Annotated in this window: 17 protein-coding genes; 5 read left to right on the top strand and 12 right to left on the bottom strand. The window is 32.7% G+C overall.

Annotation, left to right across the window (positions count from 1 at the left end; all coding sequences use genetic code 11):
* The first annotated feature begins 114 nt into the window (after positions 1 to 114).
* Complete coding sequence (locus tag F8154_RS08250; protein ID WP_151861144.1) at positions 115 to 840, top strand: NERD domain-containing protein; 726 nt, start codon at positions 115 to 117, stop codon at positions 838 to 840.
* Positions 841 to 1,199: 359 nt separating this feature from the next.
* On the opposite strand, the gene F8154_RS08255 is transcribed toward F8154_RS08250, so the two are convergent.
* The 4 genes from F8154_RS08255 to F8154_RS08270 all read right to left on the bottom strand — a co-directional run bounded on the left by F8154_RS08255 (position 1,200) and on the right by F8154_RS08270 (position 5,487).
* Positions 1,200 to 2,045, bottom strand: coding sequence for a class I SAM-dependent methyltransferase (locus tag F8154_RS08255; protein ID WP_151861145.1), 846 nt, complete (start codon positions 2,043 to 2,045; stop codon positions 1,200 to 1,202).
* A 19-nt stretch (positions 2,046 to 2,064) separates the two neighbouring features.
* Positions 2,065 to 3,999, bottom strand: coding sequence for an S-layer homology domain-containing protein (locus F8154_RS08260; RefSeq protein WP_151861146.1), 1,935 nt, complete (start codon positions 3,997 to 3,999; stop codon positions 2,065 to 2,067).
* Between the two features lie 73 nt (positions 4,000 to 4,072).
* Positions 4,073 to 4,699, bottom strand: coding sequence for a stalk domain-containing protein (locus F8154_RS08265; protein WP_151861147.1), 627 nt, complete (start codon positions 4,697 to 4,699; stop codon positions 4,073 to 4,075).
* A gap of 41 nt (positions 4,700 to 4,740) precedes the next feature.
* The gene (locus F8154_RS08270; RefSeq protein WP_151861148.1) at positions 4,741 to 5,487 is read right to left on the bottom strand and encodes an undecaprenyl phosphate translocase family protein; all 747 of its coding nucleotides are present in this window, start codon (positions 5,485 to 5,487) and stop codon (positions 4,741 to 4,743) included.
* Between the two features lie 330 nt (positions 5,488 to 5,817).
* Here F8154_RS08270 and F8154_RS08275 point away from each other — a divergent pair, with 330 nt between their 5' ends.
* Entirely contained in the window at positions 5,818 to 6,666 is an 849-nt protein-coding gene (locus F8154_RS08275) for a YihY/virulence factor BrkB family protein (RefSeq protein WP_151861149.1), read from the top strand.
* Positions 6,667 to 6,717: 51 nt separating this feature from the next.
* Here F8154_RS08275 and F8154_RS08280 read toward each other — a convergent pair whose 3' ends face one another.
* Together F8154_RS08280 and F8154_RS08285 are read right to left on the bottom strand one after the other, a co-directional pair.
* Complete coding sequence (locus tag F8154_RS08280; protein WP_151861150.1) at positions 6,718 to 7,161, bottom strand: bacteriohemerythrin; 444 nt, start codon at positions 7,159 to 7,161, stop codon at positions 6,718 to 6,720.
* A 24-nt stretch (positions 7,162 to 7,185) separates the two neighbouring features.
* Positions 7,186 to 10,194, bottom strand: a complete 3,009-nt coding sequence (locus F8154_RS08285) for an FG-GAP repeat domain-containing protein (protein ID WP_151861151.1) — start codon at positions 10,192 to 10,194, stop codon at positions 7,186 to 7,188.
* Positions 10,195 to 10,510: 316 nt separating this feature from the next.
* Between F8154_RS08285 and F8154_RS08290 the strand changes: the two genes are divergently transcribed.
* Positions 10,511 to 11,671, top strand: a complete 1,161-nt coding sequence (locus F8154_RS08290; protein WP_151861152.1) for a GGDEF domain-containing protein — start codon at positions 10,511 to 10,513, stop codon at positions 11,669 to 11,671.
* A 175-nt stretch (positions 11,672 to 11,846) separates the two neighbouring features.
* Here F8154_RS08290 and F8154_RS08295 read toward each other — a convergent pair whose 3' ends face one another.
* On the bottom strand, positions 11,847 to 12,218 hold the full coding sequence (locus F8154_RS08295) for a hypothetical protein (protein WP_151861153.1): 372 nt from the start codon (positions 12,216 to 12,218) through the stop codon (positions 11,847 to 11,849).
* 164 nt (positions 12,219 to 12,382) lie between these two features.
* Between F8154_RS08295 and F8154_RS08300 the strand changes: the two genes are divergently transcribed.
* The gene (locus F8154_RS08300; protein ID WP_151861154.1) at positions 12,383 to 12,688 is read left to right on the top strand and encodes a hypothetical protein; all 306 of its coding nucleotides are present in this window, start codon (positions 12,383 to 12,385) and stop codon (positions 12,686 to 12,688) included.
* Positions 12,689 to 12,705: 17 nt separating this feature from the next.
* A complete protein-coding gene (locus tag F8154_RS08305; protein ID WP_151861155.1) occupies positions 12,706 to 12,900 on the top strand; it encodes a hypothetical protein in 195 nt (64 codons plus the stop codon).
* 54 nt (positions 12,901 to 12,954) lie between these two features.
* Here F8154_RS08305 and F8154_RS08310 read toward each other — a convergent pair whose 3' ends face one another.
* From F8154_RS08310 to F8154_RS08330, 5 genes are all read right to left on the bottom strand, one after another.
* On the bottom strand, positions 12,955 to 13,263 hold the full coding sequence (locus F8154_RS08310; protein WP_151861156.1) for a nucleotidyltransferase domain-containing protein: 309 nt from the start codon (positions 13,261 to 13,263) through the stop codon (positions 12,955 to 12,957).
* On the bottom strand, positions 13,260 to 13,658 hold the full coding sequence (locus F8154_RS08315) for a nucleotidyltransferase substrate binding protein (protein ID WP_151861157.1): 399 nt from the start codon (positions 13,656 to 13,658) through the stop codon (positions 13,260 to 13,262). Before F8154_RS08315 ends, F8154_RS08310 begins: the two co-directional genes overlap by 4 nt.
* Before the next feature lie 36 nt (positions 13,659 to 13,694).
* Positions 13,695 to 15,959 carry an SEC-C metal-binding domain-containing protein gene (locus F8154_RS08320; protein ID WP_151861158.1) on the bottom strand — a complete coding sequence of 755 codons (2,265 nt, stop codon included), beginning with the start codon at positions 15,957 to 15,959 and terminating at the stop codon, positions 13,695 to 13,697.
* 131 nt (positions 15,960 to 16,090) lie between these two features.
* On the bottom strand, positions 16,091 to 17,356 hold the full coding sequence (locus F8154_RS08325; protein ID WP_151861159.1) for a TolC family protein: 1,266 nt from the start codon (positions 17,354 to 17,356) through the stop codon (positions 16,091 to 16,093).
* Between the two features lie 98 nt (positions 17,357 to 17,454).
* Positions 17,455 to 19,302 (bottom strand): polysaccharide biosynthesis protein, encoded by a 1,848-nt coding sequence (locus tag F8154_RS08330; protein ID WP_151861160.1) that lies wholly within the window; start codon positions 19,300 to 19,302, stop codon positions 17,455 to 17,457.
* Positions 19,303 to 19,360: the final 58 nt, after the last annotated feature.

A 19,360-nucleotide genomic window follows, 5' to 3' on the forward strand; every position in this document is an offset into this window, starting at 1 on the left:
CTGCATAAAATATATAATACTGGGTATTTAATACACAAATGAAAAATGTTAAATAATAAATGGAAATAATAGCTATTTACTATATATTATTGTTTTTTTAAGGGGGTTGGTAATATGCTAAGGTCTAACAAAAAAATTAATAAAGCACTTTCTGCATTTCTAAGGGATCCTCTATGGTTATATCTTTTAGGTATATCCTTTATTACCTTCATGATTGCAGATGAATCTGTTGAATATATGCTAGCTTCTATATTTTTAATGTTTTCACTTATTGTTATATTTTATATGTATTTAAACAGGGCTGAATCTCTACACAAAAAAATATTTATGGAATTTAGTAGCTTTGGTGAGGAGTATACATTATTATCCTCTGTTACCCTTGAGAATGAAGGATCTAAAGGATATTCTGATTATATCTTTATTTCTGCGAAGGGAATTTTTAACATTCGAGCACTTGACTTTCAGGGGGTTATAAAGGGATTCGAAAATGATGATGTTTGGTCCTATATGAAAATAACTAGTTTATATGATATGGCAGTTAAGGCTATTAAAAACCCTATATACTACCACCAAAAAACCCATAATATTATCTATGATTTACTTGCTAAAAACAATATACGCTATATTCCTATTCAATCGATTATTGTAATTAGAGACGAGGATGCTGAAATATCCACCAATAGCAATATACCTATCATAAAGGCAAAAAATCTTAAAAAATATATAAGTCAATACTCCAATCGACAAAATATGTTCTCTTTATTGGATGAGATTGTTGCTATATTCAATAATGAAACAGTATTCAACTATAATTTCAGTGGTAAAGCTGTAGGTAATTGATGGAGAGATTAGTACAAATATTAAAATTAAAAGTGAAAATAATAATTGAAAATTGAAAGTTGAAAATGGAAAATGAAAAAAATATAAAAGCAATGTTGAATGTTAAATGTCGAATGGTGAATGAAAAGACTAAATCAAAAACCTTAATACCTTAAAACATTAAATAAAAATTGAGAATCGAAAATGGAAATCAAGAAGACATAATTAAAAATTAAAGGTTAAGAACTAAAAATCAAAAGATAAAACAAAAATGAAATATTAAATATTGAATTCTGCAATAGCATTGAAGCCCAGCAGTTATACCTTCTTAGATAGGTATAGCCACTGGGCTTTAACTTATATTAATATGAAGCTAAACTTTACTTTTCAAGAATTCCTACCACCATCTTAACAAATCCTTCTTTAAGCAATGGTAGCTTTGCTAAGGGGGTAAAAAATGATCTAAGGGGAACTTCTCTATAATATACTACTTTATAATTGGTTTTATGGAGTAGCTCATTAAACCACTTTATGGTCATTCCATTTATATAGGAGAAATACTCATTCCCATTCTCATCCCTTGCAATTCTAAAATTTATTCGTTCCTCACCATCTGGTAAGTTTTTTACCTTATCCTTGTAAACCTCTATAAGTGTTTTATCATCAAAGAATAAATGCACCCACGGAAAGCCAATCGCATCACTTAAATGGGCTCCAAAGGGATGATAATATGGGGGAAAGTTTACATACAGCCTACCCTTTGGCTTCAACACCCTATAGCATTCATTTAAAACCTGTAAGGGCTTATCTACATGCTCCATAGCATCATTCATAATAATAGTGTCAAAGTGATTTTCTTGGAAAGGTAGCTTTGCAGCATCTCCAGATATGAATTGGAAACGATCCTCTAAGCCCTTTTCTTTAGCTAAGGCCTTTGCCTCCTCTTCATATCTTTCCACCACTTCTATTCCATAGACCTTTTTTGCCCCCTGTGCTGCATAATAAAGGGTTTTCCCAGCTGCTCCACAGCCAATGTCCAGTACTACCTTGTCCTTAAGAATTTCATCCTTTGTTGCCTTTTCAAGATAAAACCTTAGTGTTTCCTCTCCCCTTTGGAATTGCCACTGTCCATAGGTTTTTAAACCTTCATTTTTAAGATTAAAGGGGTGTACAGGCAATGGAAACAATTTATTTAAACCTTTACATAATGTTGTTTTAACTGACATTAAGTAACCTCTTTTCCATCTAATCTGACACAACTATAACAACTCTCTCAGCAGTAAATATTCCCTTTTTAGTTTGACCAACTACAAATATTTCATCCCCAACCTGTAGCTTAGAGAATCTTGTTGTTCCTCTATCGTCAATGTAAACAGTTCTATCATTTGAACCATTATCCTTAGTATGAATCATTTTTACTTCTGCTTTGCCATCCTCTATATATTCAACCTCAAAGACTTCTGCATCTTCATCTATATAGGTGATAATTCCATTAACCCTTTCCATATCTAATCTGTCGGTAGTTGTTAAACGAACCACCTCATTACTTTCAATTTTAACCTCAGCAAAATAGTTAAGCCTTAAATCGTAAATCTCTCCAGCATCATCCCCCATACGAATTGTTGTATAGTCTTCTATTAAAAACTCTTCCTTTACATTATCAGAGGACTCAATAACTACATAGCTTTCTTCACCAATTACTATTTTTCTAATATAGCCTTCAACTCTTCTGCGTACTGTTGAAGCATTAAAAACCTTAACCTTATCATATTCAAGCTCTATATGGACTTCGTCGGAAACACGTAGCTTTGAGAAGCTAGCTACTCTACCGTCTCTTCTAATTACTGTTTCATCCTCCATTTCAAGCTGTATTATAGTATCATCGTTTTTTGCTATTTCAACAACCTGATTATTTGATGTGCCTAAAGAGGTTATAACTCCCCTTACAAACTCTGTTTTGCTCTTGCCCTGTATTTCTGTAAGCTCATCATCCTTAGCAAAAACCTTTACTATGTCTCCTACCTTAAAGGACTCTAAATTGCTTCTTTCTCCATTAAGATACACTGTAATATCATTTGGTAATCTGTATACTTTTAGCTTTTCCTTATCATCAACTAAGCTTAAAACTGTGTTGGAGGTTCCTTTTGTTAGTTTTTCAAAATAACCTCTGTATACTTCCCTCATTGCTACTGCATCAATTCTCACAACAACATCATTAACCAGCTTTAGTTTTACATCTTGTCCTTTTATTAAATCACTTAGCTTTTTCTTATCATTATCTAAATACACTAGAGCAGTATCGCTAATATCATAAATCAATAGGTTTTCGTCTGAGGTAATGGTTATAACTCTTCTATTTCCAATAGTAAGACCATCAATTACTCCTTCTTGGTAGGTAATTTTATCTTCTACTTCATTGTTTTCTTCCTCAGCCTCTTCTACTTCCTCTAAGTCATCATTTTCCTCTTCTAACTCATTGTTTTCTTCTTCAGAATCTTCCATAGCTTCAATTATTTCTTCATCTATATCATCTAACAGCTCAGCAGTTAAGGAAATAATTTTAGCTACTTCACCCCGTGTGATTTCATTTTCTGGTAAAAACCTTCCATCATTGCTGGCGGCATTTAGTAGATTTTTTCTCAGCATTAGATCTACATATGGCTTTGTTGTAGCAGGTATATCCATTTCATCCTTATATGGAAGTAGATAACTTCTACTGACATCCTCTCCACCATACTCAACAAGTATTCTTCCTATTAGGTTTGCAAACTCATATCTTTTTATTTTAGTAGTTTTATTATCCTTAACAAAGTTAGAAAGCTCTGTTTCCTTAACTATATTTCTATCCATAAGGTAGGCCAAATGCCCATAGGCCCACGCAGGTATTCTGTTCATGGTAAATTTGTCCACCTGTAAATCTGTTGCAGCATCTTCTTCTGCATCAAAGCCTAATAGATTAGCCAGCATTACTACCGCCTCTAACCCAACAATAGGGTTGTTAGGCCTATAGGTTGCATCTACATACCCTGATGTAAGCTTTCTATTATATATGTCTTCTATGTACTCTTTTGCCCAATGGTCATTTATATCTGTGAAGATTAACCCATCTCCAAATGCAGTTATACCACTTACCAGTATCATAACAAATGCTAGTGTCAATATTAGGTGTTTTTTACGCATGGCAAAACTCCTCCTTTTGCTTTTTTATATATTATTTCTACATCTTCTTCCAATATCCTTCATTTTTATGCTGCTACTGCTCTTCAAGAACTGTAAGACTCTTTTCATGTACTGTTCTAAAGCTATCCTTAATCTTTAATTGGAATCTAAAATAATAATCTCCAGTTTTATCAAGGGGAATGTCATCATAGCTTATGGTTTGATAAAATCCAACAATATTTTTTTCATCCACCTGAAGATTGTACTCATCTGATTTTTTTATTATTTCTCCATTGGGATCAGCAATTACAACTCTATAGGTATGTGTGCCAATTGTAAGCTTGTTCATAAGTAGATACAATTGGAAGCTTTTATTGCCTACGTAGGTGGCCTTAAAGGGATTCACCAAGGTGTCCTTTCCATCTTCATCTGTTATTAGTTGCTCAATAAAGAGCATCTCAATTTCCGGCTTTACTAAATCAACAGTCCATGTATCTCCATCCCAAGCAATTGCTGCATTCAATGCTTCACCAATATCTCTAACTGGTAGCATTGTTTTTCCATAGAAGTTTATAGCTGGAATCTTCATATCGAAGTTTAATCCATTAACCCTTACGTTAACGATAGGGAATCCTCGATATTCTCCATTAATGGCAGCAGTTGCAATTATGGTAAAGGTTAAAAAAATAATGGCTACTAATATTAAGGTTTTTCTTTTCATTTCTTCTCCTCCTCTCCTATCAAAAAGCTGTCTATTAAGACTTACTCCTTATCACTCCATTTCCATATTATTGAAAAGCCGAGTATAAATAAAACAGTTACTAATAAGTTTATATCATAGGGTAATAATGCCCGTGAGGAGCCAAAAATTATACCTGCAAAGGAATAAGAAACCAACCCTCGGTGGTTATTATATAGGTTTTCTAAAATCTTTACCAATAATAATATTCCTATTAAGCCTCCAATCCCAAATATAGCTAAATTTATAATATCCAAGTTACTAATGTATAAAAGTAAGGAATCATATATTCCAAATAATATCAGTACTGAGCTGCCTGGGAGTCCTGGAATAATCATAACAGCACTTGACAAGGCACCTCCCATTAGTAGCAAATACCAGCTAACCTCTTTACTAGCACTTACAATACTAATAGGTTCACCTACAAGATAGTAACCAAGTAAAAAACCTATAACTGCAATAATTAGCCTATTGAAATTAAGCTTGGGACTGTTTTTAAGAACAGGCTTGATAGATGCGATAACACACCCTAGTAAAAGTGCTGTTGTAGCATCTCTATGGTGCTCGAAAAACACAGAAAATGCCATGGCTCCTAAGAAAATACCTACTATTGCACCAATCACCAGTGGTATATAGGGCTTTAAATTAAGCTTAACAAGATCCTTTATAACTTGCTCATAAATACCTAAAATAACGAAAACTGTACCACCACTCATTCCAGGAAGTACAATGATAAAACCTAAAATAAAACCTTGTAAAATAGGATGCATTTTTTCCTCCAGTTCTTACTCAATATTAGTAGACTTAATATTAGTATATATATAATTTCAATTAAAACCCTTGAAATCCTTCAAATTTAAATATTAAATTATTATTACAAGCACGGTAAAAATGAAAGTTGAAAGTTAAGAATTAAGAGTTAAGAGTTATGAGTGATAAATGATAGTTGAAAATTGAAAGTTAAAAATGGAAAATTGAAATTAAAGGCATAAAGCAAAAACCTTAATTCATAAATAAATAATTGAAAATAGCAATTTATAATTGTTAAGTATATAATTTATGTGTATATATATATTAACACGTAAAATGGAGGTTTACTGATGCTAATTATAAATTTAAAATCTAATGGGTTATTAAAATTTATTAAAAATCTATATAAGCAAATGCAGTACCATGAAGTACAGGCTTTAGGGGCTCAGGTCACATTTTACCTTATACTATCTTTTTTCCCATTTCTTATGTTTTTAATAACCTTAATAAGTTATACCCCCCTTACCAGCCAGTCAACATTAGAAAGCCTTTTAAGCTTTCTTCCTAATGATGCCTATGTTTTTGTACTGGATATTGTGCAACAAATTGTGGAGGAAAAAAGCAGTACACTGCTATCGGTAGGTATGATCTCTACTCTTTTTGTAGCTTCAAATGGTGTAGCCGCCCTAATTAGAGGAATAAATAAGTCATATGAGCTTACTGAAAAGCGACCTTTTTGGAAAAAGAGGGGCTTAGCAATTCTCTTTACTATTGCACTATCAATTGTTATTCTTTTTTCCTTAATTCTATTGGTTTTTGGTGAAATTTTAACTGGCTTTTTAACTAACTATTTTAACCTACCAAGCAGCTTTAATATACTATGGTTTTTAATACGCTATATTTCCTCCCTTTTTATTATGTGGCTAGTATTTGTATGTTTATACAGATATACTCCCGTAGTAAGACCAGATATAAAAAATGTATTGTTAGGTGCTACCTTCACTACTATAGGCTGGTTTTTAACCTCCTACGGCTTTTCAACTTATGTTAACCATTTTGGCCACTACTCCAGTACATATGGTAGTATAGGTGGTGTAATTGTATTGCTAATATGGCTGTATATTAGTAGTATTATTATACTTACTGGTGCAGAGGTTAATGGACTTATTATAAAAAAGAATAATAAAAATAACATTTAAGCGTAGTTTTTCCATTAAATAATCCCCTTTAAGTAACAAGGGGATTAGGTATTATTTTTGAGTTGCAATATAATTAGGTAGCTGTTGATCTATATTTAATATATGGTTTTTTAACCAATCTATCAAAAATGCCACTAATTCTACAGATATTTCTTCCTGTTGTTCATCAATATCCTTATCAAATATTGCTTTTATCTTAACTACAAAGCTAAAATGCTCTTTCTTATGGTTTTTAAAATAGCTCCAAAATTCTGCTAGCTTTACTTCATCATTAATTTTTTCCATTGCGTCCTTCATAAGACCTTCCTCATCTGAAAAATGCTCTTCTGTATATTCCTTTAATTCCAATAATACTGCCATAATTTTATCATAGTTATCATACTGCAGTTGATGAACAACCTCTTCATTTAGCTCATTTAATAGGCTTACTAAATGAAAGTGCTGTTTATCTACCTCGACTATTCCTGTTTCAAAGCTATTATTCCATCTAAACATTTAGTTTCCTCCTTGTTCATTAGTTTATTGGTTAATTTTAATTCTAATTTCTGTTTCCTCTCCATAATGGGTTATTGTGTATATGTTATCTTCCTTTTCAACTATAGGGTTATCTCCTGCAATATCAAGGCTACTACTGCTAGAAATTTTTAACTGTTTCATACCCTTACTATTTAACTGAATTACTAGTGTTTCATTTTCCCACCTATAATTTACGGGGCTATTTACCATAATAATATGTAGTGGGTTGCTGGTATCTTTACCGCCTATATTCAACTGTAGATCATTTACTATACCAACGTATAATCCATCCGCTACCTCATATTGAATTAATGCATCTGTGTTTATACTTGAAGACTTGTACCTTTCTCCTAGTTCAAGCTTTACTCCACCTGTTCCAATGTATTCCCTTGCTAAATGCTTTGGTACTCTACTGGTATCAGTAACAAGCTTTATGCTTTCTCCATCTATATAAACATCATAATCTGTATAAAAATTATTTATAAAGGTTTTTGCCATTTGATCTTCTGTTACAAAGGCATAGTTATATTTATACCTAATTTCTTGAGCAAAGCTTACCATGTTTTTTATAAGATTATTTCCTTTAGTACCCTCTTCCATTTTATATTCTATATGCTCAAAAAAGCTCAGAGGCACATCCATAGAAGCTAGGTTTGAGTAGGCTCCTCTAAAATACATGAAAAACGGAGCAGGCTCAAATAGTACCAAAGGTAGCTTTTCTTCTCCCTCCATCATTACAAATGGTAGGGGCCATAGATAATCATAGGCAAAGGTTGGGTCTGTAGGTGCATTAGGTACTTTAAACCCAAAGTTATACCATACATTATACTCCATTAAGTTCCTAAAGCTTTGGGTAGGTTCATCAATGTTTACTCTCCATGTATGTTGGTTAGTTCCAGTGTAGCCCCAAGGTAAACCAAGCTTTTGGTAGTTTTCCATATGTAATTCAATTTCTCTTTTTTCAAGCTCATTATCCTTATGACTATGGAAATAAATATGGGGTATCACCGGAATAAAATTCTTTTTTGCATACTCTAAGCTTTCAGCCAGCTCCTTTTTATGAATAAAGTCCTCATGGGCTGTATCATAGGTTAGTGCAAAGCTTAATTGACCAGTTGCTAAGTCCATTACTCCATCGTTATTATAATCAACTAAAAATGGTACTACGTTTTTTCCTGTATACATTAGATTTTCACCATAAATATTCTTTCTTTCGGTGGTTAGCTTACCGTCATAATAAAAGCTGTTTCCTGTTCCGATAACAATATGTATATAGCCACTACCATCACCAATGAGTATATCCATTTTTCCATCGTTGTTATAGTCACCTACATGGGGTGTAGCATATCTCTCAACTGGAATTGGCTTGCCTGCAAATATCAGCTGCTGAGGTGTATTAAATTGCAAGCCTTCTGACCCTTCAGTTCCTTCATAGATATATACCCTACCATTGCCATCACCTAACACTAAATCTGTAATATCATCTCCGTTTAAATCCTTGGCAAAAGGAGCTGAATCAGATGTCATTTCTATTTTTTCACCTGCTGTATCGTATAGAAATTCTGGTAAAGAAAACCCGTCTTCATTGTTTTTAAGTAAAAATACCTTACCCTTTTTGCTACCAACAATTATATCCATAAGACCATCACCATTGTAATCTAAAAGGGTTGGCGCTGCATTCTCTCCTATTGAAATATCTCTACCCATATTATATTTTAGGTAGCTTATGTCATCATATTGTGGCTCTTCATTTGTACCAATATTTTTTAGTAGACCGATTTTGCCATCATATGTACCCACTAGTAAATCAGTTAACTCGTCACCATCCCAGTCAACAAAGTAGGGATAGGGTCTAAAGTTATTTGTGAATTTTTGATAATAGCTTTTATATTCTGGAAGCTTTCCAAAGGTTAAATAGTCATTATTTTTATCCATAATGAATCTACCATTTGAATAAAAGGAGGTCTCTTCTTCTCCTAAAAACACTGGAGTTTTATTATCCTTTTGGTTCAAATGATATGTTATTGTACTGTGCCATTGTCCCCACTCATATGACCCCCTAACTAAAGAGAAGGTTGGAACCTGGTGAAAATTCTTTAAATAATCAATCCAGCTAATCATGTCCTTATTTCCAATAGAGCTTAGCACCTCATAATGGTTTTGCCACGCCATAGCTGGGCGACCATATGGCCCCATAACCTTTTTCATGGAAAAGCCATATTTATCTTTAGTTATAGTCGAAACCAGTTCATTTAAAAATTGCCAGTTTCCTGCTGCATAGAAAAATTGAAAGTATTCATTCTCTTCGCCTCTATGTTGAAAATCAAAGGATGTTATATATTTTGTAAAGTTGGGTAAAAACTCAGACAAAACCATTACTAGCCCTTTGTTATATGAATTTACTGTAAACAAGGCTTCTTTTCCTTGAGCTATCACAGCCTCAGCAGTGTTTACCTTTAAGCCATTAACCTTCAAAGGTTTCCTAGCATAAGCCCTATAGTCAGCTTCAAATGCCTTTGCCACCTTTTGAATGCCCTGAAAATCCTTTCCTGTATCTGGATAGCTTAAGGCTTTATCCATTATATCGACTGACTTTCCCCCTTCAACACCTGTAAAGGCTGTGGGAAAACTATTAATTATGGTATGGTCCATAATTAGCCTACCACCATTATTTACATAGGATACTAGTTCCTTAACAATTTCTTCTTCAAGATTATTACCTTCACTTATATGTAGATAAGCTCCATCGTATTGTTGTAAGCTGCTGGTGTTAAACTGGTCTATACTAGTTGCTTTTACATTGCTTCCAATAACTAAGTTTTGACTCATTTGCTGGTATAATGGTAAATATCCTTCATCATCATATAGAATTAGAAGATTAACCCCATATTTCGACTTATTGCTGTTTTCCTCATTAGTAATGGCTGAAGCCTCAATCCCAATAGATGCTGCAGAAATAAGCAAAGCTAAAACAAGTGGAACTATAGTTGCGTGAGCTATTTTTTTAAACAAGATGCTACCTCCTTAAATGTAATTATTATCAATTATACCATAGATTTCTTTAACCATAAATCATTGAAATGTTTTATCTCAGCGGCGCTACAACACTCCTGCTTCTTAAGCGGGAGATAAGTGTCGACAAGCTAGAAAGTAAGCGGAACTAGAGTTCAGATGGAGTTGAAACTCCATCTGAACTAAGTTTTCTTTACAATAGCAGGGATTGGTTTTCTTTATATTGCCATATGTTTATGGTAAATAATAGGTTGTATTAAATTGTCGAAATTGATATAATTTTCTTAAAGGACGTTCTATTTTCAGGAGGTTTTCTGTGGAAGGAAAAAAAGATTTTAAAAAATCTGAAAGAGAAATTAAATATGAGTATATTATTGAGGAGGGAGAAAAAACCAGAAAGCTAGGTAGGTTTGTGGTTTTAATAGGAATTGTAATAATGCTAATAGCCCTGTATTCGGATGCTAATATAATACACTATCCTTCAATAATCTACAGAGGAAGAATAGCCCTTATAACTGTATTTGCTACCTACATTGTATTTACCCTTACCCCTTATGCCGAAAGCCCCCGGAGAGTTATTAGATATTATAGCTACTGTCTTATAATGGCCATGTCTTTTGCTGTGTTTTTTAACCTAGTTACCTTTCAAGCCTATAATGGTATATTTGATTTTAGAGGCCCCCAGCTATTATTGGCCTTTAGTGTTTTTATAGTATTTTTCTCATTAGGTGCTAAGGAAAAGGTAATCAAAATTGTTCTTTTTCCCATAGGCTTTATGATTATTTACTTATTGTTATTTAAAGAAATGAATCCATATGAGTGGACAAAGTTCTTTAACTCCTTTGTTACTATTTTAATGGTTTGTTTATATCATAGGCATTGTATAAAAAGGGAGTACGGAGAATATAAGTCTAGAAAAATATCTCAATATAATATGCTTAAGCTTAAGCAAGAATTAGAAAACAAAAAAAATCAAGAGGAAAGTCTGCAGGTTAAAGCTAATCTTGACCCGCTTACAGGAGTACTTAGTAGGAGATCTGGATTAGAGGAGCTGGAGAAGATTTTTAATTTAGCAGCTAATGAAGAAAAGCCCCTAAGTATATGCTATATTGATTTAGATGGACTAAAAAGCATAAATGATGCCTATGGACATTCCGAAGGTGATCGTTATATTAAAATAGCTGTGGAAATAATACAAAAACAATTAAGGGATGGAGACCTATTAGCCAGAATAGGGGGAGATGAGTTCATTATCGGTTTATATAATACCCCTCCCCATGTTGCTGAAAAAATATGGAATCGTATTAAGGGTGGTTTTGATAGCTTCAATAGGCAGGAAATTATTTATTATAAGGTTAGTGCCAGTCATGGTATAGTAACCTATTATAAGGAAAATTACTCTAGTTTACATGAACTATTAGAAAGTGCAGATAACAAAATGTATAACGAAAAAAAGAGAAAGAAAATGTATAAGTAAATAGATAGATAAATTAAAATTAAAATTAAAAATTAAAAGTGAAAAATTAAAAATGCAAATAATAATTGAAAATGGAAAACTAAAAGTTAAGAATTAAGAGTTAAGAGTTAAGAGAAAACGTTGAATGAAAAAGATTAAAAGAAAAAATCAAAAATAAAGCACTAAATTAAAAGCATTAATCTATTTGTACATTGGCTACATTCTTTCCCCCTTGTACTGCTTGTACATTAACGCTTTTATCGGGATACTTCTCCTTAAGCTCCTTAGCCAAGTCATTAGCTAAAGTATCTATCTCACTTTGCTGTATACCCTCCTTAATTATCATCGTTCCAACAACTAAATTATCCTCTTGAATATAAACCCTGCCTCCCTGTACCTGTTCCTTCTCTAAAACCTCTTCTGTAGAATCTACATCAACATTTTCATCATATTCCTTTTCAGAGGTCTCAGGCTCTTGCTGTGGTGCCTCCTCAGTTTGGCATCCAACTGTAAATACCATTAAAACTGTTAATATTAAAATTACTACTAACATCCTTTTATATCCCATTTACTGTAGCCTCCAATATAAATATTTAATTATTATAAGTATTTGTAGCTAACTTAATTTGTATACACATTACTTAGTTGAGGTTTGACTAATAGCTTGGTTATTTTGCTTTTAATGGGGTATAAATATATTATAAAAATAAGTTGTGAATTTGGAGGTGTAATATGATTAGATTTAAAACAAAGGATGAGATATTAAATCTATATGTTAGTAGATATCCAGAGCTGGATGCCTTCGCTTTAGCACAGCTGGAGAGGGAATATGAACACTATCTAAAACTCTTAAAGGATTGTAGCACAAAGGAAGAAGCTAATATAGTTTTTGATAGGGAAATTGAAATAAACGAAGGAAGATTTAGAAGAAATAAAGATATTAAAGGAGTTGAATCATCACCCTGTAAAGACTTTTATCAGATACTTGCAAATTATGGTATGATAGTATTTTTTAGAGATAACATTTTAAAGGAATAGTACAAAGGAGTGATATTATGGCTGAAGAAATTAAGAAATGTAAATCATGTAAAAAAGAGTTTAATATTTCTGATGTTAAGGAGAACAAAAGTCTTTTCAAAACATTTTTTTCTAACCTAGTAAAATCAAATGATTACGACAAAAAAAATGAAGCTACTGATTACTGTCCCGAGTGCTTGATTGAAGATGCTAACAATCAAATAAGACAATAAATAAAGCAATAGACATGGGCTGAAGCTGATATTGAATCAAGCTTCAGTCTTTTGCTATTGCCTTTTATATAATATACTTCCATGCTTATCAATATGTTCTTTAAGTTCAAGGTTTTCTAAGGTTTCATAGTGTATAATGTCAAAATAATATGGCAAAGGAAGAATTTCATTTAGTTCAACTCTTATATTATTTAGAATTACTTCTGAAATGTCGGGTCCATAAATAGCAATATCAATATCTGACCCATTCTTGTAATTACCCATGCTTCGGCTTCCAAAAATTACAACCCTTTCAACTTCTTTATTGTTTATTAATGTGTTTAGTATTATATCTAAACTTTTCGGTGAAATTCCAAAGCTCATATTATCTCTCCTAAAAAATTATATACTTGAGTTATTGCATTATAATACTCTTCGTCAATCTTTTTTATAGCGAAATTAAAACGTTCCTCATTATATGTATGTGCTAAAATATTTCTCTTCTCCAGCATATCCATCCATACATCTCCATCTATAATAATCTCATAATGAAAGGCTGCTTTAATAACATCTCTTGGAAACTTAGCATCTATCTCCTTTGATTCTAGGTAATCCTTTAATGTTTTCCATGCTAGTTCAAATGTATATTCAAACCTTTGAATCAAGCCTTCTTTTTCCAATGTGCTTAGCTTTTCGATATCTACTACTGCAGCCTGAAACTTTCGATATGCTTTGTCAAAGTTTTCAAACCTTTGTCGCCATCTTATTTCTTTATTCATTTTATCCTCCCCATAATATATTATTAAGCTATATTTTTACTTATTATAGACTAGTTTTAACCAAGAAATAGCACCCCAGGTTTTTTCCCAAGCCTTTTTTCCGTAGGCGGCATAGGTAATTGCTTCTTCTTTACTGCCAGAGGATACATACTGTGGTAGTGTTTTAGGTATAGATTTAATTCCTAATAGATAATCTACTACATATTTATTACTGTCAATAGCCTTTTCAAGTAATTGCTCTGACTTTGCATTTGCCCCCTTAGTAGCTAAGGATAACAATGCCCTGTTAAATAGCCAATCACATGATTCTTCATAATATTTTCCAATAAGCTTATGAGCCTCTTTATATCTGCCATTTTCTATTAAGCTTGGCACCAGTAAATATCTAACCCCTTGGTTGTCATTAGGGTTTAGATCCAACATAGTATACATATTGTCAATAGCTTCTGTTGTACTGCCCTTTTCTATAAAACATTGTACAAATCCCATATTAGCCCTCATAAAGGGACGGGTTTCAAGTAGACCCCAGAAATGCCCCATATTCTCTTCAAAGTATGCTGTCCCCTTCGATTTAACAAAAACATCTAAGGCCTTTACATATAATGCTATCTTATGATCTATATTATTTGCGTCGTACTCTGCCAGAAGATTATATGCATCTACACAATTATTATCAAGCTTTAATGCCCTATTGGCAAGCTTTATTATTTCACTTTTGCTATTACTTTCCCATGCCGAATATATTAATTCTTGTGCTTCTTCTTCATTAGACAGCTTGTCCTTATTTTCTTCTAGCATACCATTTTGCAGTAAATCAGTTAAAAAATCGTTAGCCTCTTCTATTGACTTAAAATCTTGCTTCTGTAATATTTCACTAATAGCTAACATATTTTTCTCAGTCATAGGCTTATTTATGCTGTTTGGTGATGTCTTTAGCATTTCTTGTGGAGTAAGCTGTTTCTCATATGAGTCTATTGTATTGTAGATAAAATCCATAATTTTTCTACTATTATTGGAAAGTGTACTATAGCTAACTCCATACTTTTTAGCTATATCCTTTTGTGTAGGTTGATATTCTCCCCAGAAATCATCTAGGGTAATATGCTCAAGTACAGAAGCCCAGCTTCCACTCTTTTTAATTACGGGATTCATTTCGCAGGTATATAGATACCATAAACTTAATGCTTTTTCTATATCATAAATGAAGAGCTTCCCTTTAGTACCTTCAACAAACAATAGTGCTTCTTTACTGTAGGTTTCATTTTCAAAGGGAATAACATCTAAACCACCAGAGGACAAATACCCTTCTCCATAAATTAATTCTTTAACCAGCTCTATTTCCTGGGATAGCTTAACATCACTAAACTCCTTATCTAGCTGACCTTTACATAATTTATCTATAAATTTCTTTAACTTTTTTTCCATTTTAGAATCATAACTAGCCTGTAGCGGACTCTTTCTATCTAATAAACGGTGGGGCTTGCTAAGAAATTTTTTTACTAATAACTCTGCATAGAAGGAGTCTTCATCAAAGTAATCATTATCTAGGGAATCCTCATCCAAATAATTGTCATTTTCATCAGCCAGTCCTTCTAAAAGAGTTTCTATAAAAACATGTCCCTCAGACTTTAAGAAATCTCCCCAATCCTTATATTCACCCCCCAATGCTTCCAATAAGTTTCTTTTGCCTTTTATTTCATCTATGAAGCCCGTCATATCATGTTCATCAAATATAAGACAGCCATTTAAATACTCGTACCATGACTCTATTGGTAGTAATCTTCCTAAGTGAATATCTTTTATATTTATATCCTCCAAGGTGGTGTATATTCTAACAATCTTCTCCTCTTGCGCTAGTAAATCTATTAGAATTAGGCCATCATCACCATAAAAATCCTTAACTTCATATACACTTATATATCTTTCTCGCCAACTATGGATGTTTCTCAGGACTCTATCCTTAATGGCTTTATTTTTAGCATTTAAATATAGGTCAAATAAAGTCATTTCATCCTTAATTGGATAATCAAATACAATTAAATCCAATGTAAAGTCATAAAGCTTATCTACAATAGTCTTTTTATCAATATCTGTTTTACTTGCTAATTCTCCTAAAGCCTTGTCCACCAATAGCTTATTTGCCATAACAAATTGATAGAAGTCACTTCTTATTTCATCAGCATCAGTTTTCATAATAACATTAGGATTCATCACTATTAAGTTGTTATTTTTTCCGCAGCATCGTTTGTGTTTTTTTCCACTACCACACTGACAAAGCTCATTTCTTCCTTGCTTAAACATGGTTTTGGCACTCCTTAATTGGTCTTACCGAGTTTTACTATATTATATAATATATAATTTTTTTCATCAAATAAAAACGAATAAACCCCATAAGCCTATTGTACTTATGGGGTAAAAATTAGCTATGTACTTTACCAGCTAGCGGTAGCTAAATTACCTTTTTCAGCCAGCTGTAATTCTGTATCCGTATTAATATAATCTATCATGGCTTTTTTATAATCAAAAATAGCTTGATCTATTTCTTGCTTTTGCAGATTATATTGTAGCTTACTAATAACTCCAGTTTTGTATTGAACTTCAAGCTGAAGCATTTTTTCATCAGCCAATAGCTTATTTCTTAACTGTTGAACTAAGTCACTGCCTAGCTGATTATGTCTAAAATATAAGCTTTTAACTAAGTGTTCAAAATCCCTCTTTGTTTGCTTTTCATTTAACTCTGCCTCATCAGCTTCATATACGCTAATTAAATATTCAGTGTCATCTTCTTCATAGGCTATTTGAAGTTTTTCAACTATTTCAGCATTAACCTCAGTTAATCTTTCTACTTTTTTAAGGTCTAGACTTTGCTCCATAAATCCTTTTAATACATTTTCAAGCTTATACTTTTTAATACTAACGGCACCAGGAAGCTCAAACAGAATATCTATATTATCACTTACTTCTATATTTAAATCTGTCTTTAATTTTTCAATTGCCTGTTCAATTGAATTATCCAGCTTTTCGATGCTTAGTTCTAGGTTAATCTTTTGTGTTTCAAGATTATTGACTGCTAGCTCAGTAGTAAGGTCTAGCTCCTTCTTTGTTTTCTCTACATTTAGTTGCATATCAATATTAGCAATACTTTTTTCTAACAAATCTCTTTGTTCTTTTAATATTAGTAATTGATAGTAATCTTTTTGAAGCTGATATTTTAACAATTCAATGTCATTTTGCTTTTTTATGTCGGCCTGTTGATCTTCTAGCACCATCATTTCTAGGTTTTTCATCATGCTTGCTTCTTGCTTAAGTAATGCTTTATAATTGTCGGTGGCAGCTTCTACAGTATGCATCATTCCATGGTAATATTGGAATGCCGCTTGCTCTTCATTACTACCTTTCGAAGCACTATAGTACTCATCTCGTGCTTGCTTTCTTTGCTTTACCACACTGTCTGTGTACTTCCCAGCCCTTTCAACTTGCTTCTGTAAATCTTCATAATCCTCTAGGGTTTCTTCATATCTAAGCTTTAGAAGCCTATTATCTAAATCTAATTTCTTAATCTCGATATTTTCCTCTAAGAATCGATTTGTTAGCTCTTCTAATCCTAATGGAGTTTTGCTTTCCACTGCTAAAGCAGAACTGGATAACATTAAAGCTACTAATATTGTACAAATAATATTTCTTTTTAACCTTAGCATTTTATCACCTCATAATGTATTTGTTTCTATTATACATTTTTATATACGATATTACTTGTAAAATGTCTATTTTAATATATTAAAAAATTATTAACTGCTTAGCTTGTTCTTTTATATGTTGGCACCATCTTCACCATGTATTCTTTTATCTCGTCTCTATTATCGCCAATAATATCCCTTAGTATTTCCAGCTCTCTAACCAAAAGCTTAAAATCTGTAAATACTGGCTTACCAATAAAAATCTTTTCGTGCTTAGTTGCCTCAAGGCCCTCCTCCTCCATTAAAAGCTCCTCATACAGCTTTTCACCAGGACGAAGTCCGGTTATTTTTATTTGAATATCAGCTTCAGGTTCAAACCCAGATAATCTGATAAGATTTTTAGCTAAATCAATAATTTTTACAGGCTCACCCATATCTAATACAAATATCTCTCCACCCTTAGCCATAGCACCTGCTTGCACAACAAGCTGTACTGCCTCAGGAATTGTCATAAAGTATCTTGTTACCTCAGGATGTGTCACAGTTACTGGTCCGCCTTCAGAAATTTGCTTTCGAAAAAGGGGAATTACACTTCCATTACTCCCAAGTACATTACCAAAGCGTACTGCAACAAATTCTGTTTTACTAATAATATTTATAGATTGAATAATCATTTCAGCAACCCTTTTAGTGGCACCCATTATGTTGGTTGGATTAACGGCTTTGTCGGTGGATATTAACACAAAGCGTTTTGCACCATACTTATGGGCACATTCCGCAACATTTTTTGTGCCAAAAACGTTATTTTTAATAGCCTCCTGTGGATTATTCTCCATTAGAGGTACATGCTTATGGGCAGCTGCGTGAAAAACAATTTCGGGAAGATATTGTTTAAAGATTTCCTCCATACGACCCTTATCTCTTACAGATGCTATTAATATATCAAGATTTAACTGAGGATGCTTTCTTAATAGCTCATTTTGAATATCATAGGCATTGTTTTCATAAATATCTAGTATTAAAAGCCTTTTAGGCTTAAAGCCAGCAATTTGACGACAAAGCTCCGCCCCTATTGAACCACCGCCCCCAGTAACAAGTACGGTTTTACTTTCTAGGTAATCACTTATTTCGTCTAAATCTACCTTTACAGGGTCTCTTCCTAATAAATCTTCTATATCAACATCTCTAATCTCCTTAATGGTTACCTTACCATCAATTAGCTCAAATATACCAGGCACAATTTTTAACTTGCACTTTGTTTTACTACACTCTTCTACTATTTCCCTAATATCCTTTTTATTAGATGAGGGTATTGCAATTATTATTTCATCAATCCTTTTAGATTCTGCAATCTTTTTTATGTGATACCTGTCTCCTAAAACTGGAACACCATTTATTCTTGAACCCAGCTTTGAGTCATCGTCATCAATAATTGCTACTGCTTTACTATGGAGGTTATCATGGTTTTTTAATTCTTTAATAACTAGTGCACCTGCCTGACCAGCACCAATAATCATTACTCTTTTTGTTTCCTTCTTTTTTCCGAAGCTAAAAAACGAGGTCTCAGATATCCCACGAGTTGCCCTAATACTAAAGCGTACTCCACCTATTAAAACTATATCTAATATAAAGGCTAATATGTATATACTTCTTGGAAAGCTTTGCTGAGAGATAACCATGTAAGACACTACGCCAGCATTGGCAACAAAGGAGGTTAAAACAATTTGGAATAACTCCTCTATACTTGCATACTTCCATAGGTTCTTATACATACCAAATACATAAAATATTATGATTTTAAGCATGCTTAAAGAGAATATGTTTTCTTTATATACAGCAATATATGGTGCAACTACTTTACCAGTAAAATCTCCTTCAAATCTTATGTAAAAGGCTATCAAAAAAGCTAAATTTATAAGTATTATATCTATAGCAATTAAAAAAGCCCCTATCATTTTCTTTTTCATGTTTTCACCGCCAAAATAAATATAGTAGTATGAATATACCACATACTACTAATTATTA

Origin of the sequence: Alkaliphilus pronyensis, assembly GCF_009017275.1 — a bacterium.
Classification (GTDB): Bacteria; Bacillota; Clostridia; order Peptostreptococcales; family Natronincolaceae; genus Alkaliphilus_C; species Alkaliphilus_C pronyensis.